Genomic DNA, 26,812 nt, shown 5'->3' on the forward strand with positions numbered 1-26,812 from the left:
TTACTATTTGACAAGCAGGAATTTTTATGATAGTATAATATTAGGTTATTATAAATATTTTACGAATGTTAATATTTATAACTTTTCAAGTATACCATAAACACAATTACATATCTATAAAATCATCCCATGCTTTATTAGCATGGGATTTTTTATGTTTTCTTAAAGACGATAATACCTTATCCGATCTTTGCCACTTTGCTTTTCAAAGGAAGTGTATCCTTTCTTTTTAAGTATACGTAGTAAGCAAAGAAAGATACACCACTTAACGCCCGCATAACAGATGAAATATTCATTGCACTATATATATTCGTCATTTCCAGCAAAACAACACCGAACTGTGGTGCCGCAAATGCGACGAGTGCCAACAAGATATTGTAATTAGAAATGCTTTGACTTCTGGATTCCTCTTTTGTACTGTCTAATAGCTGATTGAACAACAACAATACAGTTCCGGAAACGAACAGCCCTGCCAACAAATTGACAGCAACAATATACGGCAGGTTAGTCGACAGCACCGTCATAAACGGAGTAGTTGCCATTCCTATTGAAACGAGAACAAGCATTTTAGAATGGCTATGCTTTTCTGCCATCCTTCCCCACCATTTAAAGCTGACAATTTGTCCTATTGAATTGGCTACCGCAAAAAGACTTACCCATAATCCTGTTGCTCCAGCGTACTTGATTTGATAAATGCTGAACAGTGACCAGCACATTTGCCAAGCAAAATTAAAAAACAGGCTGCATAAAAGAAAATATAAAAAAGGTTTATGCTTAAAAACAGACAAGCCGAACAAAGTACTCTTACTAGCTGCCACTCTTTCCTTTTGTGGTTCAATATGTTTTTTTAAATAGGTTATTTCTAATAACCCACATATAAAAGCGAATATAAATAACAGCTGGTATGGCAAAGGATTACCTGCGTCAAATAACTGCAGGAATAAACCGACAATGAAGGTTGAAATCATTGCTACAACGGTCATCACTTTATTACGTGTACTAAAAAACACATTTCTTCTCTGCTCTGAAACGATATCTGCAATCAATGCTTGCCAGCTTAGATTGGCAAAGGAAAACGGTAAATTCATCAGTGCTACAAGCAAAATGAATGTCCAGCTTTGCATAGAATCAGGCAGAAAAACAACAAGCGCCATGGCAAGTAAAAATATTCTTGCCATCAGAAAAGAATACACTGTAAACATCTTTTTACTTTGAAGCTTATTCATAATGATGGAACCGAGAATCATTGCAAACATCCCAACAAATTGCGGCAATGATCCAATTAAGCCGAGCTCATAATTCGAAACACCAAGAACACTTATAGCGAAAAGAGGAAAATAATTATTAGATATATTAAGAATTAATGTTGTGTAAACACCATTCTTAATGCTCCATTTTTCATTAACACTATTTACCTGTTCGTGCTCATCCATTTGTTAATCATCCATCCTTTTTTATTCTTATTTTCATTGTTAACCGAATAATACGAAAATTATTTCGAATTCTGAACTTTTTTCCAATAGTAATATTACTCCCTTCTATTAGCGGTTACAAGCTTTTTTTTGAAAATTTACAGTACTTTTTTTTCGCTGTTAAACAGGTCGTTTATTGAATAAAAAAGCTCGTTTTAGTTTTTAAAAAAGGAGCTTTAAATTCCGGATAAATAAATTGATATTAACGTGATAGGAACACTTTAACTGTGATGCAATTTGGTTTTAGCCCTTTTCATATGAAATTTCACTGCTGCGGCTCACCGATTTGCAGGCAAAAGAAAAGCTGCTTACCGAGTTGGTAAGCAGCTTCTTATTATTCGCCAGTTTCTGTTTCTGATTTTGTATCTGTTGCAGGGTCAGTTGTGGAGTCATCACCGTTTTTTACATAGCTGTAATCGTCTCGATTAATCGGTGTGAATCCTTTTGGTGTATAGAAACGAAGTAAGTCTTTACTTACGATTGAATCAGATGTTTGCAGCTCTGCAGCAGCATTTTCAGCTTGCTTCGTACATTGAGCAGCATCTAATAAATCACCATTGTTTGTATCATAGCAATTATCTCCGATTTTTGTTACTGTCGGTGATACATAATCTCCGTTACGGAAAGGAATTGTTTCACGATGATCTTTTGATAGCAAATCAGATCCAATTTGCAGATAGTCCTTCGTATCAACACCTAACAAATGAAGAACTGTCGGCATAACATCGACGTCACCGCCATACTCGCTGACAACCTTGCCTTCCATGCCAGGAACATGGATAAACAATGGAACACGTTGCAATTGAGAATTCATTAATGGTGTTATTTCATCAACCCCCATTACCTTCGCCATTGCAGTATTGTGGTTTTCAGAAATTCCGTAGTGGTCTCCATACATTACAACCATAGTATTGTCATCCAGACCTGATTCCTTCAAGTAGCTGAAGAATTCCTTAATAGACTCGTCAAGATAATGTGCTGATTGGAAATAATCGTTAACAACGGAATCGCCAAAGTCACCAGCAGGGAAATCTGTATCCCCTTCATCCATTTCAAATGGATGGTGGTTAGACAATGTTATGAACTTCGCATAAAACGGCTGTTGAAGTGATTCCAATAACGGCATACTTTCCTTGAAGAAAGGAATATCTTTCATCCCGTAGTTCTTTGTGTTTTCTTCAGACATGTCATAGTATTCTGCATCAAAGAAATAATCATATCCAATTGATTTATACATTTCGTTTCTGTTCCAGAATGTCTTGTAGTTACCATGGAAAGCTGCAGACACATAACCCTTTGTTTTCAGGATAGCTGGAGCAGATTGTAATGTGTTTTGTGCTTTATTAACAAAAACAGACCCTTGTGACATCCCGTACAAGGAATTATCCATCATAAATTCAGCATCAGATGTTTTACCCTGACCTGTTTGGTGGAAGAAATTCTCAAAGTAAAGTGTGTCTTGTTTACCTACAAGAGAATTCAAGAACGGTGTTACCTCTTCACCATTTAGCTTGTAATTAATGATAAAGCTTTGCAGTGATTCAAGTGAGATATAAACGACATTTTTTCCTTCTGCCTCTCCATAATAAACGGAATTTGGCTCAGCAAAATTGGCATTAATATAGTTTTGAACCTCTGTAATGTCACTGCTGTCCGCAAGAGCTCGTTGGCTTTCAGAGCGAGCATTTTGCACGACATCATAGACTGTGAAGTTGTATGCACCCAGATATTTAACTAAGTAGTTGCGGTCAAATGATCTGCTTAAAAGCTGTGGACGATCTGCTTCTGCAAGGCCAAGGTTAATGATAAACACAAGGATTGCTAATGCGAATACAGATTTAGCGGCTCGGCGATTTTTTTGAACTTTAGGTTTATAAACCTTCGTTGCCAGCAATACTATTAGTACGATGACATCAAGGAAATAAAGAATATCGGTAAAACGCATTAGCGAATTTATACTGTCGCTAAGCTGTCCGCCATTCACCTTAACCTGCATAACAACAGGAACAGTGATAAAGTCTGTAAAGAAGCGGTAATAAACGATATTAGCATAAAGCAATGCGGACATGATTCCGCTGATGACAACAATCATAATTGATTGAGCCTTCCCCTTAATGAACAAAGCAAGTCCAATAAAGAACAAGGCAGAGCTTAACGGGTTTAAGAACAAAAGGAACTGCTGAAGTGCACCCTCAACGCCAAGGCTGAACTCAACCTTGTAAGCAATATACGTTTTCATCCAAAATAAAATAATGGCGATTAAAAAGAAAGAAGAATGTTTAGAGAAAAATTTCTTCATTAATTCTGCTGTACCTTTCAATCAAATTCACCTCAATTCAAGTTTTAGCAAAAAATCCTACTGATTTTTCATCGGCTTTCACATAAAGCCATTTTTAGTTTTATAGTTTTTTGTTTTAAATTCCTGTTTTAGTAAAAGCCAAGATTCGCCATAATCGAGATGTGTTTTGCCTTTACATTTCAAAATAACGTTTTAAATTATATCACAGGATGATTCAAAGAGAAATAAATAAATATGCCTCCATTTCCACATATAACCTCCACATAGTGTTTACAAAAAGCATATAAATTCTTCAAATTAAACCCATCTTACATTAATTACAAAAAAAATGCTAGTCAAAAACTATAAGTAAAAAGAATCAAAATCTTTATATAAATAATACCGTTTACCTTTCTTTATAAGAGTCCAATTCCTCAAACTTTGTTTGCCCTTTTCTTTTCAAGTATAATATAGGTGAAACCAAACAGGAGGAAATGAGCATGATTAAATTGAAGCAAACTGAGTTTTTGCAGTCATTGGAGAGCTTACTGAACATCAGCAGCCCTTCAGGCAACACAGTAAATATTATTAAATACATAGAAGACCAATTAACAGCAGAAGGAATTGAAACGAGAAGGAATAATAAAGGCGGGCTTATTGCAACAATTCCAGGCAAAAGCGCTGACAAGCAAAGAATGCTGACAGCACATGTTGATACATTGGGAGCGATGGTAAAGGAAATCAAGGCTAACGGCCGACTTCGCCTTGATTTAATAGGTGGTTTTACCTATAACAGTATTGAAGGGGAAAATTGCCTGATCGAAACATCAAACGGAGACGTTTATACTGGTACAATTCTGCTTCATCAAGCATCTGTTCATGTATACAAAGAAGCAAGCAAGACGGAAAGAAATCAGGCTAATATGGAGGTCCGCATTGATGAGCGCGTCGCTTCTGCAGAGGATGTCAAGCAGCTTGGCATTGCTGTTGGTGACTTTGTTTCCTTCTATCCAAGAGTTGAATTAACTAAATCCGGTTTTATTAAATCACGGCATTTAGACGATAAAGCAAGTGTTGCAATTCTGCTTGAAGTGATGCAGGCCTTAAAGGCTTCAACTGAACAAATTCCATATACTACACATTTCCTCATTTCCAATAATGAAGAAATTGGTTACGGCGGAAACTCAAATATCCCTTTAGAAACGGTCGAATATTTAGCAGTTGATATGGGGGCAATGGGAGATGGACAATCTACAGATGAGTATACTGTTTCCATTTGTGTGAAGGATGCGAGCGGTACCTATCATCTTGGCTTGCGCAAAAAGCTTGTTAAACTTGCAGCCGACAACAACATCCCTTATCAGCTTGATATCTATCCATATTATGGTTCAGACGCTTCTGCTGCCATAAGATCTGGTCATGATATTATTCATGGACTGATTGGCCCTGGAATTGATTCTTCTCATGCTTATGAAAGAACTCATTTTACATCTATTGAAGCAACAGCAAACTTGATTTATGCTTATGTATGGAGTGATATGCTTACCTAAAATATCTATATACAAAAAAACAGCGGCAATTAACTTTTGCTGCTGTTTTTTTATGGGCGTTCACCATTTTGGAGATCATCAATACTTAACCCGAAGTCCATTTGGAAATGGGGGTAATCCTTAAAGCTGATCCAATCGCCGCCCCACTCAAATCCTAATGACTTTGCGATTTCGACAACTTCCGACCAGTCACTTTTGGCATTGCCATTGCCATCATATTCCATGTCCCAAATAACTTCCCCATTAAGATTCATGAGCGCAAAATCAATCGCGAGACCATAATTGTGATAAGACTCTCCGCCCTTTGCATTTGTGACGACATCACCAGATGCTGTTCTTCCTTGCGCATATAGCTCATCCTGTTCCTTAGAGCTTCTGAAATCCGCGGTTATAATTATATTAATACCCTTATCAGCAGCTAAGCTTATCAGCTCATCTCGTTTATCGGCAACTGTGTCATTAAGCTCTGTTGGCATTGGAATATCATGTTGCAGGTCCGATTTTTGCCCTTCTTTCCAATAAGCGATAACAAAAATAGATAATATTAAACAAACTAGAAGGAAGCTAGCAACATTCCTTCGCTTTCGTTTTGGTGTCTTCTTCAATGAATCTCTCCCTATTTCTTCTATAATATACTTGCAAAAGCCTGTTCGAAAACCATAACCGTCTATTTATATATATCTAAGGAAGCAAGTTTTTTCGCTTCAAAGTATAAAACTTGAATGAACTTTTTAGTATGGATTTTGACTTGCTTTGGAGAAATTAATTCTTCATTACGCAGTTCTGTCATTTTACATCTTATCGTAGAAAAGTCAAAAAACTTTGTTGCGTAGTTTTCAAATTTACCATTTGTTGACTCACTTAAACCAATGTTTGCCCAATGTGTGATTGATTGGTTGATTGCTCTTCTCACACGCTGTTCACTTGCTTTTGTTTCTCGATTCAATTCTAAAGATGAAGCTGTATCTCCCAATCTCATTACGGAGAGCTTTTCAAACAGCTCTTTCAATGAAGGAAAATGAAGGTCAAACCCATCATTTATTTCATGCTCATACAAGTATTCCACCATTTCCAGCAAATCTTTACTGCCGTTTTCTCCTATTATACCAAGTTCCGACAACAAAAACTCTGCAGATTCGACAATTTTAGTACCTGCTTGAGCAACACCATTGCTCTGTATGTCCTGCTTATGTGTGATCATTAACCCATTTAGAGAGCGTCTAATATCATTTACAGTTTTTTCAAGCTGTATCGTTTGCATCACCTTATGGATAACGGCAACCAATTCTTTTTTATTAATCGGTTTTGTTACATAATAGTCGACACCTTGCGTATACGCAGCACCAATTAGTTCTTTTGCTTCAACTTGGGAAAGCATGATTACTTTTCCTTTAAACTCACCGTTCCAAGATTTTATTGTTTCTATCCCATCACTGTCCGGCATCAGCAAATCCATGATGACGATATCAATATCATAAAAACTAAGAACATTGCTTGTTACCTGACACCCTGTCTCAGCTTCACTAACTACCGTTCCTAGCTTGTCACCTTCTATGATATGCTTTAATACAGAACGAACTGCTCCATCATCATCCACTAAAAAAAATCTCATTATTATGCCCCTTTTTCCATTTTACTAAAAAATGATTAGAAATTTCAGCTGTCAGCACTTCTAACCGTAGCCCAAATAAACACTTAAACTGTATATTCCTTATTTCACTCGCACAAACTTATTACAAAGCAAGGAATATCATATAAGTCGCTTTTTATCAAAATAGTACTACAAATTTTCATTTTTAGGGTTTTTTTTTATTTTTCGCATTATTCAGATGATAGGTATTCTTGCTTCCTGTTCATTATAACAGGGAATAAATAAAGGGCATGTGCTAAATATCACTCTCATGATAAATGCCCCATGCCCGTCTTACTATTGAAAGCTTCTTTCTTTATTAGCAAAATGTGTAGAACGTGTGCAATAAAGCATGCTGATATAGAAAGGAGTTCTCATAACTATTAAAAGAATGATTTCGCACCTAAATAACGGCTTTTCCAGTAGGAATTACTCATATCTGTTATAGTAACACCTGTCGATGATCCTGCATGAATAAACTTATTATTCCCCATGTAAATACCTGCATGAGAAGGACCTGACGTTGTTTCATAAAACACAATATCTCCTACTTCTGGTGTTGAGACTGCAGTCCCAGAGCTCCACATTGTAGCAACAGTTCTTGAAATGGATAAGCCTACTTTGCTATAGGCATAATTAATAAACCCACTGCAGTCAAATCCTGATGGAGTACTTCCACCCCATACATATGGAACACCAATGTATTTTTGTGCTTCTGCAATCAAAGCAGCTGCTTTGGAAGCTTTGTTTTGCGTTGGTGCAGCAGTTGTACCACCTGAAACAGGTGCTTTTACATTTAGGACTTGTCCCACGTAGATTGTATTAGTGGCCATATTATTCCATGTTTTTAACTGGTCTACTGTAATGTTAAACTTTGATGAAATGGACCATAAGGAATCACCGCTAGCTACTTTGTAGGTTACAGTAGATGAAGCCGCAGTTGTGCTTGCTGAACTATTAGATGTAACAATCAGCAACGATTGACCAACTTTAATGGTATCACTCGTTAATTTGTTCCATTCTTTAATTTTCGCAGCAGTTGTATTATATGCTACCGCAATTTTCGACAGAGCATCTCCGCTCTTGACTGTATAATGGATATGGTTCGGAAGCAAGGTTAATTCTTGTCCAATCTTAATCACAGTACTAGTCAATTTATTGTACGCCGTAAGGTCAGCAACTGAAATATTATTGGCAGCAGAAATCTTAGATAAACTATCACCTGATTTTACAACATATTTCTTTTCATGAGCACTTGCAGTTGTCTGAAATCCGGCAAAAATAATCGTTGCAGTTGCACAAACAGTTAGCAGCTGTTTTTTCATGTAGTGGCATTCTCCTTTTGTGTGTGTTGTATTGTCTCTGCCTCTTATTCTAATAACTAGCTTGCTAGATTCCTATGCATAAAAGCTGGATTAATTGGACCATTTTTCCTTTTCAATTTTAAAAAACAACATTTACGAATAAATACCTATTAAACACAGTATAATAAGCCTAGTTTTTTTCCATAACAATCATCTGTTTCCATATAAAAGAATGGAAGCGTGAAACAAAAAAAGTAATCCTTTAGACATAATGATCCTAAAGGATTACAATCTATTAAAATAAATGATGAAATTGCGTCGTGCTGCCGTTTTGGCCTGAGATTACTTCTAATTGCACATCTATTCTTTCCTTTAATTCAGGAACATGTGAAATAATTCCGACCAGTCTGCCTGTACTTTGTATTTCCATTAATGTTTCAATTGCTTGATCCAATGATTCCGGGTCCAATGTGCCAAAGCCTTCATCAATAAACATCGTTTCTAATGAGACTCCGCCGGCATATGACTGAACCACATCTGCTAAGCCTAACGCCAATGACAAGGCAGCTTTAAAGCTTTCACCACCAGATAATGTTTTCACATGTCTTTCTTGGCCAGTATATTGGTCAAAAACAAGCAGCTCTAATCCACTTTGTACATTTCCTTTAGAACGGTCTTTTTTTCTGATAAGATTGTATCTTCCACTTGTCATCTTCACAAGCCTGCTGTTAGCTTCCTGTAAAATATCATCTAAAAATGCTGCTAAAACATATCTTTCAAACGTCATTCTATATGTGTTTTGTCCTCTAGTAATGTCGTATAAATGGCCAATAAGCTTATAGCTTTCCTCCAGCTCTTTCATATCGCTGTTAATTTTCTTTACCTTAGCCAGTATTTCTTTATTGTCCTTTTCTTTAATCAGCAGGTTTGTATGTTCCTGCTGCATATCAGCAATTTCTTCATCAAATACTTTTCGTTGTGCTAATAGCGAGTCCATATCTGGTGTCTTCACATCGCGTAGTATTTCCTCTAAGTCGCTGTATCGATCTGAAATGGAACGATATTGTTCTTTATATTGCTGGATGCTGTTCAGCAGTGCTTCAATTTCACCAGCAGGCAGCTTTGCTTGATGAAATTGTCCATACGTGCCAAAACCCTCACTTGTCATTTTTTCCAAGAAAATTTTCCGTTCTGTTTGAAGATTTGCCGCAATGTCGCTATGCTGTTTTTCCAAGCCTTCCATTATACCAAGTTCCTTCTGCTGCTTCGTCTTAAGTTCTTGGAGTGCTGCGTGTGATTTGCTATACAAATCCTCTAATTTTACAAATTTCGACTGAGATGCAGCGAATTCCCGTTTAAAGCTTTCGCTATTACGTAGATTTTCTGGAACGGCATTTTTCTTCGTGTTAAGCGCAGATTCCAATTCTGTCCTATTGAGAATCAGTTGATGGCTTTGCTCTATTGCCTTTTCAAGCTGGGCATTGTTTAATTCAATTGCCTGTTGCAATTCAACTGTTGCTTTATCTAACCTTTCAAGCTTGCTTGCTGCCTCTCCAAGGCTTCGCTGTGCTTGCTCAAGCTCCTCTATCTCACGAGCAACTACTTGCTTCATCTCAACAGCAGACCAATTGGCAGCATCTGCTCTTATCGATTGCAGCTCTTTACTGCCTATTTCTTGCTGTTCTGCTAAAAAGCTTATTTGAGAATTTATTTGAACTAATTCTGTTTCTGCTGTATGCTTTTGCTTCTCAATGGCAGCTGCATCACCTTTGGCGTAATTTATATCTTCCTGTGACGGGATATTAACACTATTGCTGCTTGCAGGGGCAGGGTGATGCTTACTGCCGCAAACAGGACATGGTGCATCTTGTTCCAGGCTTAAGGATAAATGGTAGGACTGTCCAGTATACCAATCGTTTTCAAGCTTTTCCACTAGAGATTTTGCATCCTTAAAACGGGCAAGAATATTTTCTGTAAGTTCCTTTTTCTTGCCAGCTATTTTTGTTTGTTCTGCTAGTTTTGTTTCGATTGAAATTTGTTTATCAAGCTTTTCCAGCACATGCTTTTTATCTGCCAACAGTCCCTTATTTTCTATAAATGTGATTTTGCTGCTCTCAAGCTCCAATCTGATTTCCTTATATCGCAGCAAATCCTTTTCGTGCTGTTCCTTGTTTTTTACAATAGATTGCTTGTTTGCTTCCTGCTCTATTATTTTCGCAGAAGTTTTTGCAACAGCATCCTCTAGCATTGCAAATTGTTCCACATCTTTCTGAATGGTTTTCAAAAAGGAAATATAGTTGGACAGCTCTTTTCTTTCCGGCTCTTTATCTGCTTCACGTTCAAAAGCCTTTTCAGCTAATACTATGTTTTCCGCAATTTTCTCCAACATTACGGCTAATTGCTCTTTTTCCTGCTCGCACTTGTCCAGCTGCTTTTTCAAATGATGACATATTTCCTCCTGCTGTGTGAGCATTGCAGCTTTTTGGGCGAGAAGTGCTGCTTTTTCATTAGCATTCACTATTTCACGCTGTTCCTCAAGCTTATCCTTTTGCAGCTTCAGTTCGTTCTTCAGCTTCATTTGCTTTAATACAGCCTCAGCCTCAAACACTTTATTATTAAGATCATCTCGTTCCTTATTCTTTTTGTCTAACTCAGTCTTTAACTCTTGCGATTTTTGCCCCATCATCTCAATTTCTTTTTCAAGCAAAGGCAATAGAACAACATCGTTATCATTTCCGTCTTTTATCAGGTTGTAAAGCTCCTCGACAAACACACTTGAGATATTGGCTAAGGCAGATTTTCTCAGCAACAGCTGCTGTTCCACATTTCTCTTCAGCTCAGAGGATTGATCCTTAAGCTTATCTTCCATGTATTTATAAATTTCTGTGTGGAAGAGCTTTTGGAGAATTGCTTCCTTCTCCTTACTGTCAGAAGTCAAAAGCTTTCTAAATTCACCTTGGGGAATCATCAGAATCTGCCTAAATTGATTACTGTCTATTTGCATGATCTCTTTGATTTTTTCCTCCACATCTCTTATGGAGGAAGCGATATTTTTTAATTCTCCGATTTCATCATAAACATACAGCTCTGCTTTAGCACCGATTGTCGTGAAGCCATCGCCTCTTTCTTTCTTTTTGTCTTGCTGTGGCGATCTTGTGATTAAATAGCGCTTGTCTCTTAGCTTGAAATCAAGGCTAACTTCTGTTAATAAAGAATCTGCGGCAAACTGACTTCTCAGTTCTGGACCATTTCTGTCTTCTCCACTTGCTTTTCCATATATTGCATAGCTGATTCCATCAAAAATAGTTGTTTTACCTGCTCCTGTTTTACCAGAAATCACAAACATTGTCCGCGTTCCGAGCTTTGTAAAATCAATTGTTTCTGTTTTAGCATATGGTCCAAATGCTTGCATCGTTAATTTCAGCGGTCTCATTTCAATGCCTCCTCCCTTCTGACTTTGTCGATAACATTGCTGATTATGTTTCGTTTTTCCTCTGTGAAATCAGCAGTTGTCATTTCTTCATAAAAGGACATAAATAAATCCAATTCTGTTTTGCGCTTATGATCTTTTTCTTCTAGAGATGTTTTTTTCTTCTTGTCGATATTTTCCAATTTTCGTTCCAGATGCAGCACATTTGGATAAACCTGTCTCAGCTTCTGAATAGGATCAAGAATTGCACCCTCATCTAATATTGTAACTTTTAAATAGTCGTCAATTTTTTGCTTGTTATAAAAGGCTGGATCAAGTAACTCGTCCATATATCCTTCAAGCTCTCTCATATCCTTTTTTGGTGTAAAGGAATGATATCGCTCTGTGAAAGACCCTTTTTCATCTACTTCAATAATCGAAACTGATTTTCGTTGCTTTGCTTCTGAGAAGGAATATTTCATTAATGAACCAGAATACTTAACAGTAGGATGATTAATGGCATCAGGACTATGAAGATGACCTAAAGCGGTATAAGAAAATGGTGCAAATAGTTCTGCTCCCACACATCCTGAACCTCCAACAGACAGGACTCTTTCGGAGTCAGATGTTTTTCCGCCAAGAACAAAACTATGTCCGATTAAAATATTGGGCTCATTCACATTAAGTTGATCTTCTATCTTGCCAACAACTGCTTTCATTGCATCATGATGACTAACTATGGATGCATCGCCAAGAAATTCTCTTACCGTTACGGGCTCACTATAAGGAACTAAATAAAAGTTAACGCCATTCATATTAACTGGCGTAAGACTGTTTTCTATTTTTCCATTTAAGTAAAACTTATTCTGTTTATACCATGAGCTTCCAAATGACAGTCTTTCCGCACTGTCGTGATTTCCTGATACAGCAAGGATTGGAATATTCAGTTCTACGTTGATGGTATAAAGGATTTCATCAAGCAAGTTCACTGCATCTGTTGGTGGTATGGAGCGGTCATATAAATCACCGGCAATGATAACAGCGTCTGGCTGTTCTGTTTTTACAAGTTCTACGAATTGATTAAGCATATGTCTTTGGTCCTCTGTCATATAAAGACCATGTACTAGCTTTCCAAGATGCCAATCTGCAGTATGAATAAATTTCAAATCTATCACCTCAAAAAAATAAATAATATATAATGTTGATTATTTCTACATAAGCATTGAGACTATTTATCATTATAACAAACTATTAAGTATGGAATGGAGGTAAGTTTTGACGATTCCAAAAAACGCCAAAAGGGGATGCCCGATTAATAGGCATCCCCTTTATTTATGTTAGTACATTATTTTTTTACGACATTAGAAGCTTGTGGGCCACGTGCGCCTTCAACTACTTCAAATTCAACTTCTTGTCCTTCTTCTAAAGACTTAAAGCCTTCTGTTTGAATTGCAGAATAATGTACAAATACATCATTTCCGCCATCTTGCTCAATAAATCCGAATCCTTTTTCTGCGTTAAACCATTTTACTTTACCGTTGTTCATGAAAATATCCTCCTATAAGCTAAAAAAAGCTTTACTCAAAATTACCATTTTATACCGCATTTTAATTACGATTGCCAATCTTTAAAACTATGAAAATAGGCAGTAACACTTAAATACGTTACCTAACGGTTAATGTAAATTTAACATTTTTAGTTATTATTGTCAATAGAAAACCCTTTCATTTTTCAGATAATTAGTCGGGTATTCATGCATTTTATCTCTTCATTCTTTCTGGCAAACTATCAATTGATAGAATCATCTGATCTAGTCTGGTTTCAATCCGATATAACAGATACAAGCATACGACGATTGGAAACCCTGCTTCGCTGATAAATGAAATCCATTCAGCCATGTTATAACTCCTTTATTATTTAATAACCAACTTATTAAAAGGGACAGCAGAAAAAACTGTCCCCTTTTCTGCTTATAGTTCGTATTCTGTTACATTTCGGTCAATTACACGCACACCCTTAGCAGAAACTAAGTCACCATTAGCAGTTGTCAAAACATCTGCAGCAATAATGGTGTCCATAGCGGTTTTCATCGTTTCCATGTCAATTGGCTCTATAGGTTCCCCCAATGTTAGTTTGGATTGTTTTCCGTTTGCAGCAATAAAGGTTAATTCCAGAGTTTTTGTCATCTATTACACCTCCTATTTTTTTAACTTAGATTATCTCGTAATATCATAGCTCTCATGCTTGGTCACAGAATGAACAGGGAATTTTACTATTGATTCAATTGAATCTGCAGCTTGGAGAATTTGGTCTGGAGCAGCTGTTGCCTTAACTAGATTAAAGGTTTTACTGATAAGCTGTGGGTCACCGTTTTCCTTCACACCATTTTGAAAATATAACTTAATGCTAGTCTCTTTCAATAGTGATTGTGCCATTTTCCATCACCTCCTTTCCCCTTCTATATAGAAAAGAAACGATAAAATGGACAGGGAAAGATTATAGAAAAAAATGTATATGAAAACAAACGCTAACTTTAGGTATGCGAACATACATATGAAAACACTATTTCATAGAATATATTATTAAAGGATCTATTGGAGGGAAGCAACATGGAATTGGAATTGTTAAAGGCATATATTAATGAAAATTATTATATTTTTATACCAGTTCTATGGGTGATAGGATATGCACTAAAGCAAACACCGATGATACCAAATTGGCTTATTATTTGGATTTTGCTGGCATTTTCTATTATTCTCGGTACTTGGTCAAATGGTTTTCACCTATCAGCTATTATAAACGGCATATTAGTTACAGGAGTAGCAGTATTAGGACATCAAATGATGGCGCACTGGCCCTTTAAAAAATAATAGTTATTTTCAAAGACAAAGAAGGCTTGTGCATAAGTTACCATAATAGGGAACCTTACAGCAGCACAAGCCTTCTTTTTTATATTATTTATTTGATAGAACAATGGTTAAAATATTCTTTTTTTCGATTAAAAGTATCTTTGAAAGCTATTTTTCCAGTTTATTTAATTGCTTTGCTAACCTTCATCTTCTTCCCTTTAATCGTTGCATTTTCCATTGCTTGGAGGACTAATGATCCTTTACCGTTTAAAATATCTACATAAGACATATTATCGTGAATCGTAATTATGCCAATGTCATCAGCCGTAACACCAGGTATCTTCGCAATCGTTCCAACAAAATCTACTGGGCGGATTTTCTTCTTTTTCCCGCCATTAAAATGAAGTTTAATAATATCTTGATTGATTCGCGCCGTTTTATTATTCTTTACCACACGGCGGCCACTGATTTTTTCATCAAAAGCTGCTTGCCCGCTGGCAACTGCCTGTTTTGTCGGTGGTTCCATTTCAGTCAACTCAAACCCAATATAATTTTGGATTGCTTTAAGGAATTTCCCCTCATATGGCGTTGTAAACGAAATGGCTTTCCCTTTTTTACCGGCACGACCAGTTCTTCCTGATCGATGGACATAGCTCTCTTTTTCCATAGGTATGTCGTAATTTATAACTAGCGTTACATTATCGACATCAATTCCTCTAGCCGCTACATCTGTTGCGACAAGATAGCGGAAGTTACCCATTTTGAAGCCATCCATAACAGCAAACCGATCTTCTTGCTCTAATCCGCCATGAATTTTTTCACAGGAATAATTTGCTCTTTCCAATTCGGAGAACACTGTATCTACGTGTTCTTTTGTGTTACAGAAAATAATACAGCTATCAGGATTTTCAATAACAGTTACTTCTTTAAGTAAAGATAGTTTATCTTCCTGCTTTACTTCTATTTTATGATGATCAATTGTGCTAGTTGTTACCTCATTTGAAGCAATTTCGATATTCACTGGGTCTTTCATATATTTATGACAGAGGCCCTCCACATCTTTTGGCAATGTCGCAGAGAATACCATAGTTACTCTATTTGTTGGGAGTTCCTCCATAATTGCTTCTACTTCATCAATAAAGCCCATATTTAGCATTTCATCTGTTTCATCAATAACAAGATACTTTATCTCGTCTAATACTAATGTTCCTCTTTCGATATGGTCCATAACACGTCCAGGTGTTCCGACAACTACATGGGTTTTTTGCTTCAATTCTTCTTTTTGTTTGGCAAACGGTTCTTTTCCGTAAACTGCCATTGCTTTAATTCGTTTAAATCTGCCGATATTAGTTATATCTTCCCGAACTTGAGCTGCCAGCTCCCTTGTTGGAGTTAGAATTAATGCTTGTGGCTTTTTTTCTTCCCATTTAACCATTTCACAAATAGGGATACCAAAGGAAGCTGTTTTACCACTACCTGTTTGAGACTTTACTACTAAATCATGATTTTCTAAAGCAAGTGGTATTACTTTGTTTTGAACTTCTGTTGGGTTCTCGTATTTAAGTACAGAAAGTGCTCTTTTTATTTCATCGCTTAATTGATAGTTCTCAAAGCTTTTATTACCCATAAAAAAACCTCATTCTTTAAATTATTCGATATATATATAGGATTCTCTTTAACAAATAGGTTATGCAAATATACATATCCTTTTATTATACTTGAAAGAGAGTTGAAAAAGCTGCTATTTCCATTATTATTAGTAATATTGCTATTCGTCAGAATTGTTTTACCTATATTCTTATTATTTTTTTTACAATATGCTGATAAAAAAGGAGCTGGAATTTATGTCCCAGCCTCTTGTGTTAGTTTATTTTTATTTAATTAAATCGTAGCTTTTTGTATTAATTGGTCATACTCTTCCCAAAACTCTTTGTACATCTGTTTATCATAGTCATCATAGAAAACTTTTGTTGGTGAAGTCTGAAAGAGTTGTTTTGCTTGTAACACGAACTGTAGTATTTGTTTTTTATAATCCTCTTTATTTAATTCAATCTGTAAATTCGGATAATGTGTAGCTTCGTCAGTGCTTGTTGTAGTAACTTTGACGAAATCTGATAATAGCACCTGATCATTAGTATGTTTCACAGACCAATGGATAGCAATTGGACAGCCCATCATTAAGATGGCACCGCAACCATGAAAAATAAGCCCTTCCTCTTTGTCCAGCTCATTTAGGTTGCAAATATAGTCTTCGTCAAGTGTTCTTAATAATGCTAGTGCAGATTCACTTATTCCCCATTCCTCATCAACACCAGATTGAGTGATAATCGTATCATTCACTTGTAAATATATTTCGCCATGAGAACATAAATCATACTCAGTTGAAGACGTATCAAGCCAACTTTGATTCATAATTTTCAGTTGGAAATTGTTTTTCATATGGCACCTCGTTTTTTTACTAATCTTACCGATAATTATTATGAGTTGGGTCAAACACATCCTCATGTGTGTATCTTACTAATGAGAAGTTATCGACGTTGTAATGACCATGCAATGTTTCGTTATGGTGAAGAATGATTTGCTCAGCCGTCAGGACTGCTGAATCTGATGTGGAATGCCCGTCGCCAATTAGCGTAACATCAAAGTGATTTACCGTTGCTGTTCTTACAGCCGCATCCACACAATGTTCTGTTTTACAGCCCATTATTACTATATGCCCTACCTTGTGTTCATTTAAAGCTTGCAGTAGCGGTGTGTCATAAAAAGGATTTGTAGCTTTTTTATCGTAAAGCAGGAAGTCAACAGGTAAATGCACATCTGGATGAATTTGAAAACCTGGCCCTTGTCCATTTGCCGTATCCATGTCTCTAATAAATATAATTAATGCATTGGCAGCAATAGCCTTTTTAATTACCGTATTAATATTATTGATAAGTAGTTCTTTTTCAGGTACACCTTTCTCTATAGCGGAACCGTCTATTAATTCTTGTTGTGCATCAATTATAAGTAATGCTTGGTTCAACATGTTTCTCCCCCTGTAAAGGTTTATATACGATTATTTTACATTATTTATCTTTAACCTTACAAATTCTGTTAAAATATTAAAAAGAATATTTCAGGAGAAACAATTATGATAAAAAGAAAACTGAGCACTTCCCTTATTACCTTTATAGTAGCTGTATTTATTATTACTGCTTTTCAACCACTTGATGTATTGTTTTCTGAGGCTACTATTAAGCAGGAAGATTATTTTGGAGAATTTTTAACCTACAGCTTTTATGTTGGCTGTGGTTTATTATTTTATGGTTTCCCGATTTCCCTGCTAATAGATAAGATTACAAATACATTTAAAGATGGAAGGTTCGCTTTTTCCTTTATATTGTATGCTTTTTTTGGATTTCTCCCATTCTTTATTTTATGGTTTTTCACTTTGTTTTCCTTAGCCATTTCCATTCTATTTTTCCTTATAGATGAGTTATTAAGATATTACGAAGAAAAAAGACAAAAGACCTTATCCTAGGGATAAGGTCAGGTTGTTTTTAATTGTGCAGCTAGTTTTTTATAATTAAGCAGCATCGCTATTCTCCATGGTACAATCATAGAAAAGGCAAGTATCCAGAACATACCGCTAAGTGCACCTACATCAATAGAGCTACTTAATATTACTTTAGCAACGATACGTACAGCAAGTAATCCAAATAAAATAAAAACAAACGCTTTTGATCTTTTTAAATAAATATCATTCTCTTTTATCTCAAAGCTTGATGTTTTTATCAGCAAAATAGAGAACAGCATACCAATAATGCTGGATTCTAGTATTTCCGTTGTCGTAACCGCAAATACTGGGAAAATAAACATGAGTGCCCCAGTGCTCATCATGACTGGCGGCAAAATGATTTTTTTTGCTGATACTGGTTTTTTGGCTGACTTCATCCGGACAACCATCAAAAACGTCCCCATAAATACAGCTATAATTGATGAAATAATGACTGATGCCATTGCTCATCTCTCCTTTTATCGAAAGAAGTCTTGAAACTTCTGATGATCATTTTATCCTATTCTATAGTAACAAAGTTTATCTGTTTTTAAAAGAAATAAAAAACGGATATGATTTATATCATACCCAAAACTCTTAAACATTACATTAGCTCAATACTCTATTAATAGCTTCCAATACCCTGTTTTCATCAAATGGTTTTACAATAAAATCCTTAGCTCCTGCTTCAATTGCTTCGACTACCATTTTTTGCTGTCCCATCGCTGAACACATGACGACTTTAGCATTTGGGAATTCTTTTTTAATTTCCTTAACTGCTTCGAGTCCGCTCATTTCTGGCATAGTAATGTCCATTGTGACAAGATCCGGGTCTAATTCTTGATAAAGACGAATAGCCTCTAGCCCGTTCGCTCCCTCTCCAACCACTTCATGGTTTGCTTTGGTTAGTATGTTAAAGAGTGTTAATCTCATAAATTTTGCATCGTCTACAATTAATATTCTTGCCATAGCTGTTCCTCCTCAACAAAAAACGGACAAAATACTTTTTCATCTATTTAAATGCACCTTAAACAATATAACGAATCTTCGTGATCTTTTCAATCACTATTTTGTATAAATTATTGATGCAATTCCTTACCTATTATTATACAGGAAAGTAAAAAATTTAAAAGCCTCTGAAGCCGCCAAAGATTGGCGAAAGCACTCGAATTATGACATTTAGCCCATTAAAATACAAAATAATTCCCATTATTATCATAAAAACTCCTCCAATTCTCATAAATGACCTGCTATATCGTCTAATGAGTGGAGTACTGCCAATAAAAAAGGATAGCAGCAAAAATGGGATGGCGAACCCTAAAATATATGCCGACATATAGAGAATACTAGATGCTGGATTTGTGCTTGCTAAATATAAAACTGCTCCTATTATTGGTCCAGAGCATGGTGTCCAGCCAGCAGCAAAACTAATCCCAATTAAAAAAGAACCGAAAAAACCTGCAGGTCGTTCCCTAAAGGAGACTCTCCGTTCCTTCATTAAAAATTTCGGACGAATAATCTCTACTATCATAAGACCAAACACGATAATGATAATAGAGCCTGCTTTCCTTAAAAATTCCATATGCTCCTCAAAAAGCGTGCCAATTAACGATGTACTGAATGCCAAGGCGAAAAAAATCGCAGAAAATCCCAATAGGAAAAAGAATGTATGCAATAGGCTATTTTTATGGCGCAAAACAGCATTATTTTTCATGCTGTCAACAGACATTCCGGTTATATAGGAGAGAAATGCCGGATATAGCGGCAGACAGCATGGCGAAAGAAAGCTTAAAAAGCCCGCTCCTAATGATATGAACAAATTTATATCACTCATTTAATTCCTCCTCCTAACTCCATCCATATACTATATGACAAGCATTCTGTATTATGATATCTTTGCTTTTTTTGCATTTAATTCCAAAAGTCGTTATACTTAAGATATAGACATGCATAGTAATCAATATTTTTTAATAAACCGTTAAAAAATAGATACTACTTTTGATGCCTAGATCCGCCGGCATATAAACAATCAACCTTTAAGTGCGACGAATCAGAAAGCTAGAAAGGACACATACCATGTCAAATCAACAGTTGATTTATTTAATAGAACAAAAAAGAGAAACCCTATTAGAAGTCGCAAAATTGCATGGTTTTGCTTCTCCGATTGTAATTAAGTGCAGTCAAGAACTTGACGTACTAATAAATAAACTGATGGAGGATTCCCCTAAACAAAAGGAAACCGCCAATCAATAAATCCCCTTTCTAAATAGAGAGGGGATTTATTATTAAATAAGGAAATAATTTTAATGAAATTATTCCCCCGGCAATCGCATCATACGACAAAATCCTTTACTATTTTTAGCGTAATAAGCGTTTAGAGAAGCATTAGCTTAAATAAAAAGAGGCATCCTTATAGATGCCTCTTACCATTATTAAAACGTTTTCATTTTTATAATAACTACTGTTTTTAATCACCAATCAGTTGTGATTCGCTCTCTTTCATTCGGTGCTTCTTCAACAGAAAAACTTAAAACTTTATCAAAATTAAAGTACTCACCCGAAACCGAGTCTTGAATCCATTGATTTTTAAGGATAAAACCAGTGGCATTACTTAAATGATTATGTCTAATTATTAAGCTTCTTCTTTCATTATCCCCATAAGTAAAATAAACAATATATTCTTTCATATCGTTGAATACACCTCCTATACTATAACTATTCGGCAATATAACAAACAATTCCTTCTTAATAACGAACAAAACATTTATAAATTTACGGATATAATATTCGGTGGATTTCGTTTTCTGACCATCTTTAAATTAACGCGTTTAAAAGAAGAACTAGAACTACTGAAAAGGCTATCGAAAGTAATAACTGGAGTAATACAGAGCCGACAAATAAACTAAAGCAAATGGATAAAACTCTCCTACCATAGCTTTCAAAAGCAAAAAAACCACATCCTCCATTGGTTTAGCCCATTAGAAGAGGTGGTTTTTAAATTGTTTCAATGATAGTTAAACCAAATCAAAGCTTTCTTTGAAGTAAGTTACAATCTATCTTAATGAAAATGACGTATCTCAAACACAAATCAAACTCAAGCGGTTAAAACCCTAATATATTATTGGGTTTTAAGCGCTTTTATTTGCCTTGTTGTTTGTTCATAGCAGCCATCATTTGATTGATTTTCTTTTGGGATGGTTTCATTCCCATTTGCATCATCATCATTTTAAGCATTTGCTCGTTAATTGGTGGGTTGTTCTTCAAGTAAGTCATCATGTATCTACGTGCGATGAAGAACCCAATAGCTAGTCCAGCAATCAATGCCAAAACACCAATTAGAATATAAAGCCATAGCATAATTTCTTTTCCTCCTTCATGTTGTCTATTACTTAGTGTACTAGACCAAAGAATATTATACAATATTTGTCCGCTAATTTCTCATGTTCATATCAAATTTCTTTCTTTTATTGGCTTTAGCCATCCAAATCGTGCGTTTTCGATGTCTATCGCCAAAAAGGACGGTTCGTTTTTTCTTAAAATTTCGAAGAAAATTGACTCAGCATCATAGTACCCTTCTGCCTCAATTATTATGTATTTTGACGTTAAGCTCAATTGGGCACTGCTTAAGTTTCCATTTTCTATGTAATAAGAATGGTTGTCCTGCTGCTTAAAGCTTTTATTTTTCTGCAAATCGTTAAAAAGCAGCTTTTGAATTTTCCAAACTGATATAGGAAGTGTGATAAAGTCTATTTGTTTTTCTGTCTCCACTTTAAGCAAGGAATCGTCTGTTTTAGTATGCTCAGAAAATAATTTGTAAAACATCCTTTCTTTCCCATGATAATCTGCAGCAATATCCTCTTTTATTAAATACAAATAATATTTTCTCATACTCTTCGCACACCCGCCTATTTGCATTCTTTTCTTCTATTATAAGGAAGCAAATGTACAAGTTGTGTCTCAAGCTGTTAAAAAAACAGACTAGTTTTGTCGAATTATTATTTATTGGAATATTGTTAAGCAATCAAAAAGAGAAGAGCCATCGGCTCTTCTCTTTTATTGCACAAATTAGTTGTTATCCAATACAGCTTTTAAGCGTGCAACTACGTTGCTTACTGTGAAGCCATACTCTTCCAAGATTTTGTTTCCTGGTGCAGAAGCGCCGAATGTATCAATTCCTAATACTTCACCCTCGTCTCCAGCATAACGATGCCAGCCAAGTGAGCTACCCATCTCAAGTGCAAGACGTTTTTTCACTGACTTTGGAATAACGCTGTTTTTGTATTCAGCTGATTGTTGTTCGAAGCGATCCCATGATGGCATGCTGACAACTGATACAGAGATTCCTTCAGTTTCTAATGCTTTTTGAGCTTCAACCGCTAAGCCAACCTCTGATCCAGCTGCTAAAAGAAGTGCATCAGGAGTTTCTTTGCCTGCAGGTGAAATTACGTATGCACCTTTAGAAACGCCTTCGTATGCGTTCGTGTCAGTTCCTTTAATAGTTGGCAAGTTTTGACGAGTCAAAACTAATGCTGTTGGTTTGTCAGCAGATTCTAAAGAAAGCTTCCAAGCTGCAGCTGTCTCGTTTCCGTCTGCTGGACGAATTACAGAAAGATTTGGCATTGCACGCAATCCAGCAAGCTGTTCAACAGGCTCATGTGTAGGACCATCCTCACCAACTGCGATGCTGTCATGTGTAAATACATAAGTTACAGGCAATCCCATAATTGCTGCAAGTCTGATTGCTGGTTTCAGGTAATCAGAGAATACGAAGAACGTTCCTCCAAAAATTCTCAAACCGCCATGTAGCGCGATACCGTTCATTGCAGCTCCCATTGCGAATTCCCTTACACCGAACCAGATGTTTCTGCCTTCATAATTTTCAGGAGTGAAGTCTTTTTCACCTTTAATCATTGTGTTGTTGCTTCCTGCCAAGTCAGCAGAACCGCCAATGAATGAAGGAAGGTTTTTAGCGATACCGTTTAGCACTTCACCTGAAGATGCACGGCTTGCAAGGCTTTTTCCTTCTTCATAAACAGGAATATCCTTATCCCAGCCTTCCGGCAGTTCGTCTGAAATTGCAAGCTTGAATTGCTTAGCAAGTTCAGGATATTCGTTTTCATACTGTGCAAGAAGATCTGTCCATTCTTGTTCTTTCTTCGCGCCGTTATCAGCAATTGTTGCTTTGAAATGCGCATAAACTTCCTCAGGAACATAGAAATCTTCGTCGAAAGTCCATTTGTATGCTTCTTTCGTAAGTTTGATTTCATCTGCACCAAGTGGAGCACCATGTGAAGCAGATTTACCGGATTTGTTTGGTGAACCATATCCGATAACTGTTTTAACTTCAATAAGTGTTGGATGGTTTTCATCTGATTTAGCTTCCTCTAAAGCTGAAGTTAATGCTTGCAGATCATTTCCATCTTCTACACGTACGTATTGCCAACCATATGACTTAAAGCGTTGTTCAACACTTTCAGAGAAGGACTTGTCCAAATCTCCGTCTAATGAGATATCGTTAGAATCATAAAGAACAACTAATCTGCCAAGTTTCAAGTGTGCTGCTAGTGAAGCTGCTTCTGCAGAAACACCTTCCATTAAGTCGCCATCACCGCAAATGCTGTATGTAAAGTGATCTACTACTTGATAAGAATCTCTGTTATAAGTAGCTGCCAAATGTCTTTCAGCCAATGCCATACCAACAGCCATAGCGATACCTTGACCAAGTGGTCCAGTTGTCGCATCAACACCAGCTGTATGCTTGTACTCAGGATGGCCAGGTGTTTTACTTCCCCATTGGCGGAATTGCTTCAAGTCTTCGATTGATAAATCATAACCTGATAAATGCAGCAAGCTGTATAGCAATGCAGAACCGTGTCCTGCAGAAAGAACAAAACGATCGCGGTTAAACCAAGTTGGATTATTTGGATTATGGTTCATGAAAGAAGTCCATAATTTATATGCCATTGGAGCTGCACCCATTGGCATTCCTGGATGGCCGGAATTAGCTTTTTCGATACTATCAATCGCTAATGTGCGAATTGAACTAATAGATAAGTTATCAATTGTTTCTGTCATTCACTAAACATCCTCTCATTTATAAATCGTACATACTTATAATAAATGTCTCAGCTTTATAACACAACTCATTAGATTATAAGATGTCTGACTTTTATAGTATAAACCCATTTTGAACAAAAAAAAATACCGCTATCATTAATTAATGCACTATTCTTTTCAATTTTCCTATTATAGCTTATCCAAATTCGCTAAAAATGCTTATAAATTTATAATGATAGTAAATAATTTGATTTCAAGTAATCTTCATCAGCTAATTTTGCAAATGTGATTTCCTATTACTTTCAGCGTTTATTCTAGCAGCAAAATCAAAGTAGTATATAAATCCTATATGTAAAACATTCACATGTTTGCATGGCAAATTTCGTTACAGCACACTTCTGAATAAAAAAATCATGGCAAGTCATTTGCCATGATTTTTTAATGAAGCTTTTTCTTTTCTTGGATGTCTTTGATTTTTTGAGGAGTAACATCGTCTCCATTAGGATCATATATCTTAACATTTTCAAGTGTGTTAAGCATGGAAGAACGGAAGGATTTTAAGTATTCTGCACGTAATTTTGTTTGTTCTTTTGCTTCGGCTTCTGTTAAACCGTGTTCTTTTTTCTTCTTTGCTAATTCATTTATACGATTAAGCTGTTCATTTGTTATCATTGCTATTCTCCTTTTCCACCCATTTTGTTTCGAAATACTACCGTATTTATATGGGAAAGAATCTATCTTATCTTGAAAAAGCTATTATAACATAAACGCTAATGCATTACATTTTATTCGTCTTCCATGGAAGCAACTTCATTTTCCTCCATGTATTCCTTATATCTGCGATGGACAGTTGCTTTAGAAAATTCATAACCTAACCCACGAAGTGTTGATGCTATCTCAGAAAAAGTTAAGCCGTTTTGCTTTAGCTTCACTACTTCTTTAACAGGAACCTCCAATCTACTTCTACCAGAGTGCATCCCTTGATTCTTTAAGTTTTCAGCAGGATTGTAGCCTTTTTCAATCGCTCTGTTCATCCCTCTTTTTATCTTAATATTATGTATTTTCCTTTGATATTCTTCAACTAGACTAACGATTTGCAATACCATTGAGTCCGCATCTGACAAGAATAGCTCTCCAGAATGGGATATGCTATAAAGCTTTACATTTTCTCTAAGAATGCAATGAAGTATTGCTATTTTTGCATTCCCTCTGCCAAGTCTTGTTTCATCCTGTATTAATACTGCTGAAATATGCTTTTCTTTTATGACTTCAAGAAGCTCTAAAAGTCCATCTCTCTCCAAGTCAAAACCGCTCGCTTGCTCTTTAATAATATGACATACCCGAAAACCTTTGTCCTTTGCCAATTGCAGGAGTTCTTCTTCTTGTCTTACAAGTGAGGTTGCCTGCTCCTCTTTATCTGTTGATACTCTGCAATAAATTACAACTTCCATTTCATAACCACCATATACTATTATCTGACAAGAGTCTTGTCTCTGTCATAAATATTAACATAAAAAATCGTTGACCGCTGTTAGTCTGCCGCAAGCATTGTGTTCTGCTTTTCAAGCAGAACAGGTATGACAAGCTCCTGTCCAGATTGAATTTGATCGCGCGAAATATCATTGTGCTTTTCAATCCAACTCATGAATTCTTCTTTTGGCATGCTGTATAAATTTTCGTATTGATTGGAAATTCCCCATAAAGAATCTCCTTGGCTAACAGTGACTTTAATGTATTTTTGTGTATCCTCATGACTTGATTTTAAAGCAATCACAAAGCATGTCATGAAGCTCAATATTATTAGAATGATAGAATATGAATGTTTTCTCCAAATTTTTTCGACCATTGTGAACCACCCTTTATTTAGAATATACGTTCGCTTATATTCGCATTTTAATACGAACAGATGTTTCGTGTCAACAAAAAAATCAGAACTTATGTTTGTATCACTAATTATTCCATGTTATACTAGCTTTAAGAAAATATAGTCGAGGTGCATACAATGCAAAAGCTATCTAAAAGACAACTAGATATATTGGAATACATAAAAGAAGAAGTCCGCCTCAAAGGCTATCCGCCCTCCGTAAGAGAAATAGCGGAAGCTGTCGGTCTTGCGTCCAGCTCCACTGTTCATGGACACTTGGCAAGGCTTGAAAGCAAAGGACTTATTAGAAGAGACCCAACAAAACCACGGGCGATTGAAATACTAGATTTGGAAGAAAACAGTATACCAAAATACAACATTATTAATGTTCCAGTTGTCGGTAAGGTTACTGCAGGTTTGCCGATTACTGCCATTGAAAATGTGGAAGAGTATTTTCCGCTTCCTGAAAGGCTTGCTCCAAGTGATGAACAAGTATTTATGCTTGAAATAATGGGAGAAAGTATGATTGAAGCAGGAATCCTTGATGGTGACTATGTTATCGTTAGACAACAAAATTCCGCAAACAATGGGGATATCGTTGTTGCGATGACAGAAGATGATGAAGCGACAGTCAAGCGGTTCTTCAAAGAAAGAGATTCTATTCGCTTACAGCCTGAAAACTCCACAATGGAGCCAATTATCCTGCGCCATGTAAGCATACTTGGAAAAGTTATTGGTGTTTACCGTCATATACAATAATAAAAACTGTCGATTCTTCAATCGACAGTTTTTTTTCTGCTTAAGTCTTGCTAATAATAGCGTTTAGCTTGTTAAATTCAGGGTAAATTTAAACTAACAAAATAA

At 36.0% G+C, this 26,812-nt stretch carries 29 protein-coding genes; 5 read left to right on the forward strand and 24 right to left on the reverse strand.

The window, feature by feature from the left end:
* Positions 1 to 179: 179 nt before the first annotated feature.
* Both CEQ21_RS23560 and CEQ21_RS23565 read right to left on the reverse strand, forming a co-directional pair.
* Positions 180 to 1,433, reverse strand: a complete 1,254-nt coding sequence (locus CEQ21_RS23560) for an MFS transporter (RefSeq protein ID WP_185766641.1) — start codon at positions 1,431 to 1,433, stop codon at positions 180 to 182.
* 373 nt (positions 1,434 to 1,806) lie between these two features.
* A complete protein-coding gene (locus tag CEQ21_RS23565) occupies positions 1,807 to 3,771 on the reverse strand; it encodes a lipoteichoic acid synthase (protein WP_185767396.1) in 1,965 nt (654 codons plus the stop codon).
* Positions 3,772 to 4,244: 473 nt separating this feature from the next.
* Between CEQ21_RS23565 and CEQ21_RS23570 the strand changes: the two genes are divergently transcribed.
* A complete protein-coding gene (locus CEQ21_RS23570; RefSeq protein WP_185766642.1) occupies positions 4,245 to 5,300 on the forward strand; it encodes a M42 family metallopeptidase in 1,056 nt (351 codons plus the stop codon).
* Positions 5,301 to 5,350: 50 nt separating this feature from the next.
* On the opposite strand, the gene CEQ21_RS23575 is transcribed toward CEQ21_RS23570, so the two are convergent.
* The 9 genes from CEQ21_RS23575 to CEQ21_RS23615 form a co-directional block, all read right to left on the reverse strand.
* Positions 5,351 to 5,905 (reverse strand): M15 family metallopeptidase, encoded by a 555-nt coding sequence (locus tag CEQ21_RS23575; RefSeq protein ID WP_419181606.1) that lies wholly within the window; start codon positions 5,903 to 5,905, stop codon positions 5,351 to 5,353.
* Between the two features lie 62 nt (positions 5,906 to 5,967).
* On the reverse strand, positions 5,968 to 6,912 hold the full coding sequence (locus tag CEQ21_RS23580) for a response regulator (protein WP_185766643.1): 945 nt from the start codon (positions 6,910 to 6,912) through the stop codon (positions 5,968 to 5,970).
* Positions 6,913 to 7,313: 401 nt separating this feature from the next.
* Entirely contained in the window at positions 7,314 to 8,255 is a 942-nt protein-coding gene (locus tag CEQ21_RS23585; protein WP_185766644.1) for a C40 family peptidase, read from the reverse strand.
* A gap of 274 nt (positions 8,256 to 8,529) precedes the next feature.
* Entirely contained in the window at positions 8,530 to 11,667 is a 3,138-nt protein-coding gene (locus tag CEQ21_RS23590; RefSeq protein ID WP_185766645.1) for an AAA family ATPase, read from the reverse strand.
* Positions 11,664 to 12,809, reverse strand: a complete 1,146-nt coding sequence (locus CEQ21_RS23595; RefSeq protein WP_185766646.1) for an exonuclease SbcCD subunit D — start codon at positions 12,807 to 12,809, stop codon at positions 11,664 to 11,666. The genes CEQ21_RS23590 and CEQ21_RS23595 overlap by 4 nt, the downstream gene beginning before the upstream one ends.
* A gap of 179 nt (positions 12,810 to 12,988) precedes the next feature.
* Complete coding sequence (locus CEQ21_RS23600; protein ID WP_185766647.1) at positions 12,989 to 13,189, reverse strand: cold-shock protein; 201 nt, start codon at positions 13,187 to 13,189, stop codon at positions 12,989 to 12,991.
* A gap of 214 nt (positions 13,190 to 13,403) precedes the next feature.
* On the reverse strand, positions 13,404 to 13,541 hold the full coding sequence (locus CEQ21_RS23605; protein WP_185766648.1) for a YvrJ family protein: 138 nt from the start codon (positions 13,539 to 13,541) through the stop codon (positions 13,404 to 13,406).
* Positions 13,542 to 13,613: 72 nt separating this feature from the next.
* The gene (locus CEQ21_RS23610) at positions 13,614 to 13,829 is read right to left on the reverse strand and encodes a DUF2922 domain-containing protein (RefSeq protein WP_185766649.1); all 216 of its coding nucleotides are present in this window, start codon (positions 13,827 to 13,829) and stop codon (positions 13,614 to 13,616) included.
* Positions 13,830 to 13,859: 30 nt separating this feature from the next.
* Positions 13,860 to 14,078 carry a DUF1659 domain-containing protein gene (locus CEQ21_RS23615; protein ID WP_185766650.1) on the reverse strand — a complete coding sequence of 73 codons (219 nt, stop codon included), beginning with the start codon at positions 14,076 to 14,078 and terminating at the stop codon, positions 13,860 to 13,862.
* Positions 14,079 to 14,252: 174 nt separating this feature from the next.
* Here CEQ21_RS23615 and CEQ21_RS23620 point away from each other — a divergent pair, with 174 nt between their 5' ends.
* Positions 14,253 to 14,513 carry a phage holin family protein gene (locus tag CEQ21_RS23620; RefSeq protein ID WP_235907318.1) on the forward strand — a complete coding sequence of 87 codons (261 nt, stop codon included), beginning with the start codon at positions 14,253 to 14,255 and terminating at the stop codon, positions 14,511 to 14,513.
* A 160-nt stretch (positions 14,514 to 14,673) separates the two neighbouring features.
* On the opposite strand, the gene CEQ21_RS23625 is transcribed toward CEQ21_RS23620, so the two are convergent.
* The 3 genes from CEQ21_RS23625 to CEQ21_RS23635 all read right to left on the reverse strand — a co-directional run bounded on the left by CEQ21_RS23625 (position 14,674) and on the right by CEQ21_RS23635 (position 17,514).
* Positions 14,674 to 16,119 (reverse strand): DEAD/DEAH box helicase, encoded by a 1,446-nt coding sequence (locus CEQ21_RS23625; RefSeq protein WP_185766651.1) that lies wholly within the window; start codon positions 16,117 to 16,119, stop codon positions 14,674 to 14,676.
* A 254-nt stretch (positions 16,120 to 16,373) separates the two neighbouring features.
* Positions 16,374 to 16,931, reverse strand: a complete 558-nt coding sequence (locus tag CEQ21_RS23630) for a hypothetical protein (protein ID WP_185766652.1) — start codon at positions 16,929 to 16,931, stop codon at positions 16,374 to 16,376.
* A 25-nt stretch (positions 16,932 to 16,956) separates the two neighbouring features.
* Positions 16,957 to 17,514, reverse strand: coding sequence for an isochorismatase family protein (locus tag CEQ21_RS23635; protein WP_185767399.1), 558 nt, complete (start codon positions 17,512 to 17,514; stop codon positions 16,957 to 16,959).
* Between the two features lie 108 nt (positions 17,515 to 17,622).
* Between CEQ21_RS23635 and CEQ21_RS23640 the strand changes: the two genes are divergently transcribed.
* Positions 17,623 to 18,012, forward strand: a complete 390-nt coding sequence (locus tag CEQ21_RS23640) for a hypothetical protein (RefSeq protein ID WP_185766653.1) — start codon at positions 17,623 to 17,625, stop codon at positions 18,010 to 18,012.
* Positions 18,013 to 18,020: 8 nt separating this feature from the next.
* Here CEQ21_RS23640 and CEQ21_RS23645 read toward each other — a convergent pair whose 3' ends face one another.
* From CEQ21_RS23645 to CEQ21_RS23655, 3 genes are all read right to left on the reverse strand, one after another.
* Positions 18,021 to 18,491, reverse strand: coding sequence for a CcdC family protein (locus CEQ21_RS23645; RefSeq protein WP_185766654.1), 471 nt, complete (start codon positions 18,489 to 18,491; stop codon positions 18,021 to 18,023).
* A 145-nt stretch (positions 18,492 to 18,636) separates the two neighbouring features.
* Entirely contained in the window at positions 18,637 to 18,996 is a 360-nt protein-coding gene (locus tag CEQ21_RS23650; protein WP_185766655.1) for a response regulator, read from the reverse strand.
* A gap of 157 nt (positions 18,997 to 19,153) precedes the next feature.
* Entirely contained in the window at positions 19,154 to 19,861 is a 708-nt protein-coding gene (locus CEQ21_RS23655) for a cytochrome c biogenesis CcdA family protein (RefSeq protein ID WP_185766656.1), read from the reverse strand.
* Positions 19,862 to 20,103: 242 nt separating this feature from the next.
* Here CEQ21_RS23655 and CEQ21_RS23660 point away from each other — a divergent pair, with 242 nt between their 5' ends.
* Positions 20,104 to 20,280: an aspartyl-phosphate phosphatase Spo0E family protein gene (locus CEQ21_RS23660; RefSeq protein WP_235907319.1), complete on the forward strand. Its 177-nt coding sequence runs from the start codon at positions 20,104 to 20,106 to the stop codon at positions 20,278 to 20,280.
* A gap of 218 nt (positions 20,281 to 20,498) precedes the next feature.
* Here the strand turns inward: CEQ21_RS23660 and CEQ21_RS23665 are convergent, their stop codons facing one another.
* The 7 genes from CEQ21_RS23665 to yneA all read right to left on the reverse strand — a co-directional run bounded on the left by CEQ21_RS23665 (position 20,499) and on the right by yneA (position 25,930).
* Positions 20,499 to 20,714: a hypothetical protein gene (locus CEQ21_RS23665; protein ID WP_185766657.1), complete on the reverse strand. Its 216-nt coding sequence runs from the start codon at positions 20,712 to 20,714 to the stop codon at positions 20,499 to 20,501.
* A 451-nt stretch (positions 20,715 to 21,165) separates the two neighbouring features.
* A complete protein-coding gene (locus CEQ21_RS23670; RefSeq protein ID WP_127741347.1) occupies positions 21,166 to 21,384 on the reverse strand; it encodes a YneF family protein in 219 nt (72 codons plus the stop codon).
* 87 nt (positions 21,385 to 21,471) lie between these two features.
* Positions 21,472 to 21,915 carry a sporulation inhibitor of replication protein SirA gene (sirA, locus tag CEQ21_RS23675; protein WP_185766658.1) on the reverse strand — a complete coding sequence of 148 codons (444 nt, stop codon included), beginning with the start codon at positions 21,913 to 21,915 and terminating at the stop codon, positions 21,472 to 21,474.
* Positions 21,916 to 22,092: 177 nt separating this feature from the next.
* Positions 22,093 to 24,102 carry a transketolase gene (tkt, locus tag CEQ21_RS23680; RefSeq protein WP_185766659.1) on the reverse strand — a complete coding sequence of 670 codons (2,010 nt, stop codon included), beginning with the start codon at positions 24,100 to 24,102 and terminating at the stop codon, positions 22,093 to 22,095.
* A 420-nt stretch (positions 24,103 to 24,522) separates the two neighbouring features.
* A complete protein-coding gene (locus CEQ21_RS23685) occupies positions 24,523 to 24,756 on the reverse strand; it encodes a DUF896 domain-containing protein (protein WP_185766660.1) in 234 nt (77 codons plus the stop codon).
* Positions 24,757 to 24,869: 113 nt separating this feature from the next.
* Positions 24,870 to 25,535: a YneB family resolvase-like protein gene (locus CEQ21_RS23690; RefSeq protein ID WP_185766661.1), complete on the reverse strand. Its 666-nt coding sequence runs from the start codon at positions 25,533 to 25,535 to the stop codon at positions 24,870 to 24,872.
* Between the two features lie 80 nt (positions 25,536 to 25,615).
* Entirely contained in the window at positions 25,616 to 25,930 is a 315-nt protein-coding gene (yneA, locus tag CEQ21_RS23695) for a cell division suppressor protein YneA (RefSeq protein WP_185766662.1), read from the reverse strand.
* Between the two features lie 156 nt (positions 25,931 to 26,086).
* Here yneA and lexA point away from each other — a divergent pair, with 156 nt between their 5' ends.
* Positions 26,087 to 26,707 (forward strand): transcriptional repressor LexA, encoded by a 621-nt coding sequence (gene lexA / locus CEQ21_RS23700; protein WP_127741360.1) that lies wholly within the window; start codon positions 26,087 to 26,089, stop codon positions 26,705 to 26,707.
* The last annotated feature ends 105 nt before the right edge of the window (positions 26,708 to 26,812 follow it).

It is taken from the genome of Niallia circulans, assembly GCF_007273535.1.
Lineage (GTDB): Bacteria > Bacillota > Bacilli > Bacillales > Cytobacillaceae > Niallia > Niallia circulans_B.

What these genes read in the sequence shown, in the direction of transcription:
- CEQ21_RS23605 (WP_185766648.1), bottom strand. Translation starts at nt 13,541, where the DNA reads ATGGCTGAATGGATTTCATTTATCAGCGAAGCAGGGTTTCCAATCGTC.
- CEQ21_RS23670 (WP_127741347.1), bottom strand. Translation starts at nt 21,384, where the DNA reads ATGCTATGGCTTTATATTCTAATTGGTGTTTTGGCATTGATTGCTGGA.
- CEQ21_RS23615 (WP_185766650.1), bottom strand. Translation starts at nt 14,078, where the DNA reads ATGGCACAATCACTATTGAAAGAGACTAGCATTAAGTTATATTTTCAA.
- CEQ21_RS23570 (WP_185766642.1), top strand. Translation starts at nt 4,245, where the DNA reads ATGAGCATGATTAAATTGAAGCAAACTGAGTTTTTGCAGTCATTGGAG.
- tkt (WP_185766659.1), bottom strand. Translation starts at nt 24,102, where the DNA reads ATGACAGAAACAATTGATAACTTATCTATTAGTTCAATTCGCACATTA.
- CEQ21_RS23640 (WP_185766653.1), top strand. Translation starts at nt 17,623, where the DNA reads ATGATAAAAAGAAAACTGAGCACTTCCCTTATTACCTTTATAGTAGCT.
- sirA (WP_185766658.1), bottom strand. Translation starts at nt 21,915, where the DNA reads ATGAGAAAATATTATTTGTATTTAATAAAAGAGGATATTGCTGCAGAT.
- CEQ21_RS23690 (WP_185766661.1), bottom strand. Translation starts at nt 25,535, where the DNA reads ATGGAAGTTGTAATTTATTGCAGAGTATCAACAGATAAAGAGGAGCAG.
- CEQ21_RS23685 (WP_185766660.1), bottom strand. Translation starts at nt 24,756, where the DNA reads ATGATAACAAATGAACAGCTTAATCGTATAAATGAATTAGCAAAGAAG.
- CEQ21_RS23620 (WP_235907318.1), top strand. Translation starts at nt 14,253, where the DNA reads ATGGAATTGGAATTGTTAAAGGCATATATTAATGAAAATTATTATATT.
- CEQ21_RS23600 (WP_185766647.1), bottom strand. Translation starts at nt 13,189, where the DNA reads ATGAACAACGGTAAAGTAAAATGGTTTAACGCAGAAAAAGGATTCGGA.
- CEQ21_RS23625 (WP_185766651.1), bottom strand. Translation starts at nt 16,119, where the DNA reads ATGGGTAATAAAAGCTTTGAGAACTATCAATTAAGCGATGAAATAAAA.
- CEQ21_RS23665 (WP_185766657.1), bottom strand. Translation starts at nt 20,714, where the DNA reads ATGAAAGAATATATTGTTTATTTTACTTATGGGGATAATGAAAGAAGA.
- CEQ21_RS23580 (WP_185766643.1), bottom strand. Translation starts at nt 6,912, where the DNA reads ATGAGATTTTTTTTAGTGGATGATGATGGAGCAGTTCGTTCTGTATTA.
- CEQ21_RS23560 (WP_185766641.1), bottom strand. Translation starts at nt 1,433, where the DNA reads ATGGATGAGCACGAACAGGTAAATAGTGTTAATGAAAAATGGAGCATT.
- CEQ21_RS23660 (WP_235907319.1), top strand. Translation starts at nt 20,104, where the DNA reads ATGTCAAATCAACAGTTGATTTATTTAATAGAACAAAAAAGAGAAACC.
- lexA (WP_127741360.1), top strand. Translation starts at nt 26,087, where the DNA reads ATGCAAAAGCTATCTAAAAGACAACTAGATATATTGGAATACATAAAA.
- CEQ21_RS23645 (WP_185766654.1), bottom strand. Translation starts at nt 18,491, where the DNA reads ATGGCATCAGTCATTATTTCATCAATTATAGCTGTATTTATGGGGACG.
- CEQ21_RS23565 (WP_185767396.1), bottom strand. Translation starts at nt 3,771, where the DNA reads ATGAAGAAATTTTTCTCTAAACATTCTTCTTTCTTTTTAATCGCCATT.
- CEQ21_RS23610 (WP_185766649.1), bottom strand. Translation starts at nt 13,829, where the DNA reads ATGACAAAAACTCTGGAATTAACCTTTATTGCTGCAAACGGAAAACAA.
- CEQ21_RS23590 (WP_185766645.1), bottom strand. Translation starts at nt 11,667, where the DNA reads ATGAGACCGCTGAAATTAACGATGCAAGCATTTGGACCATATGCTAAA.
- CEQ21_RS23630 (WP_185766652.1), bottom strand. Translation starts at nt 16,931, where the DNA reads ATGAAAAACAATTTCCAACTGAAAATTATGAATCAAAGTTGGCTTGAT.
- yneA (WP_185766662.1), bottom strand. Translation starts at nt 25,930, where the DNA reads ATGGTCGAAAAAATTTGGAGAAAACATTCATATTCTATCATTCTAATA.
- CEQ21_RS23585 (WP_185766644.1), bottom strand. Translation starts at nt 8,255, where the DNA reads ATGAAAAAACAGCTGCTAACTGTTTGTGCAACTGCAACGATTATTTTT.
- CEQ21_RS23655 (WP_185766656.1), bottom strand. Translation starts at nt 19,861, where the DNA reads ATGAGTGATATAAATTTGTTCATATCATTAGGAGCGGGCTTTTTAAGC.
- CEQ21_RS23650 (WP_185766655.1), bottom strand. Translation starts at nt 18,996, where the DNA reads ATGGCAAGAATATTAATTGTAGACGATGCAAAATTTATGAGATTAACA.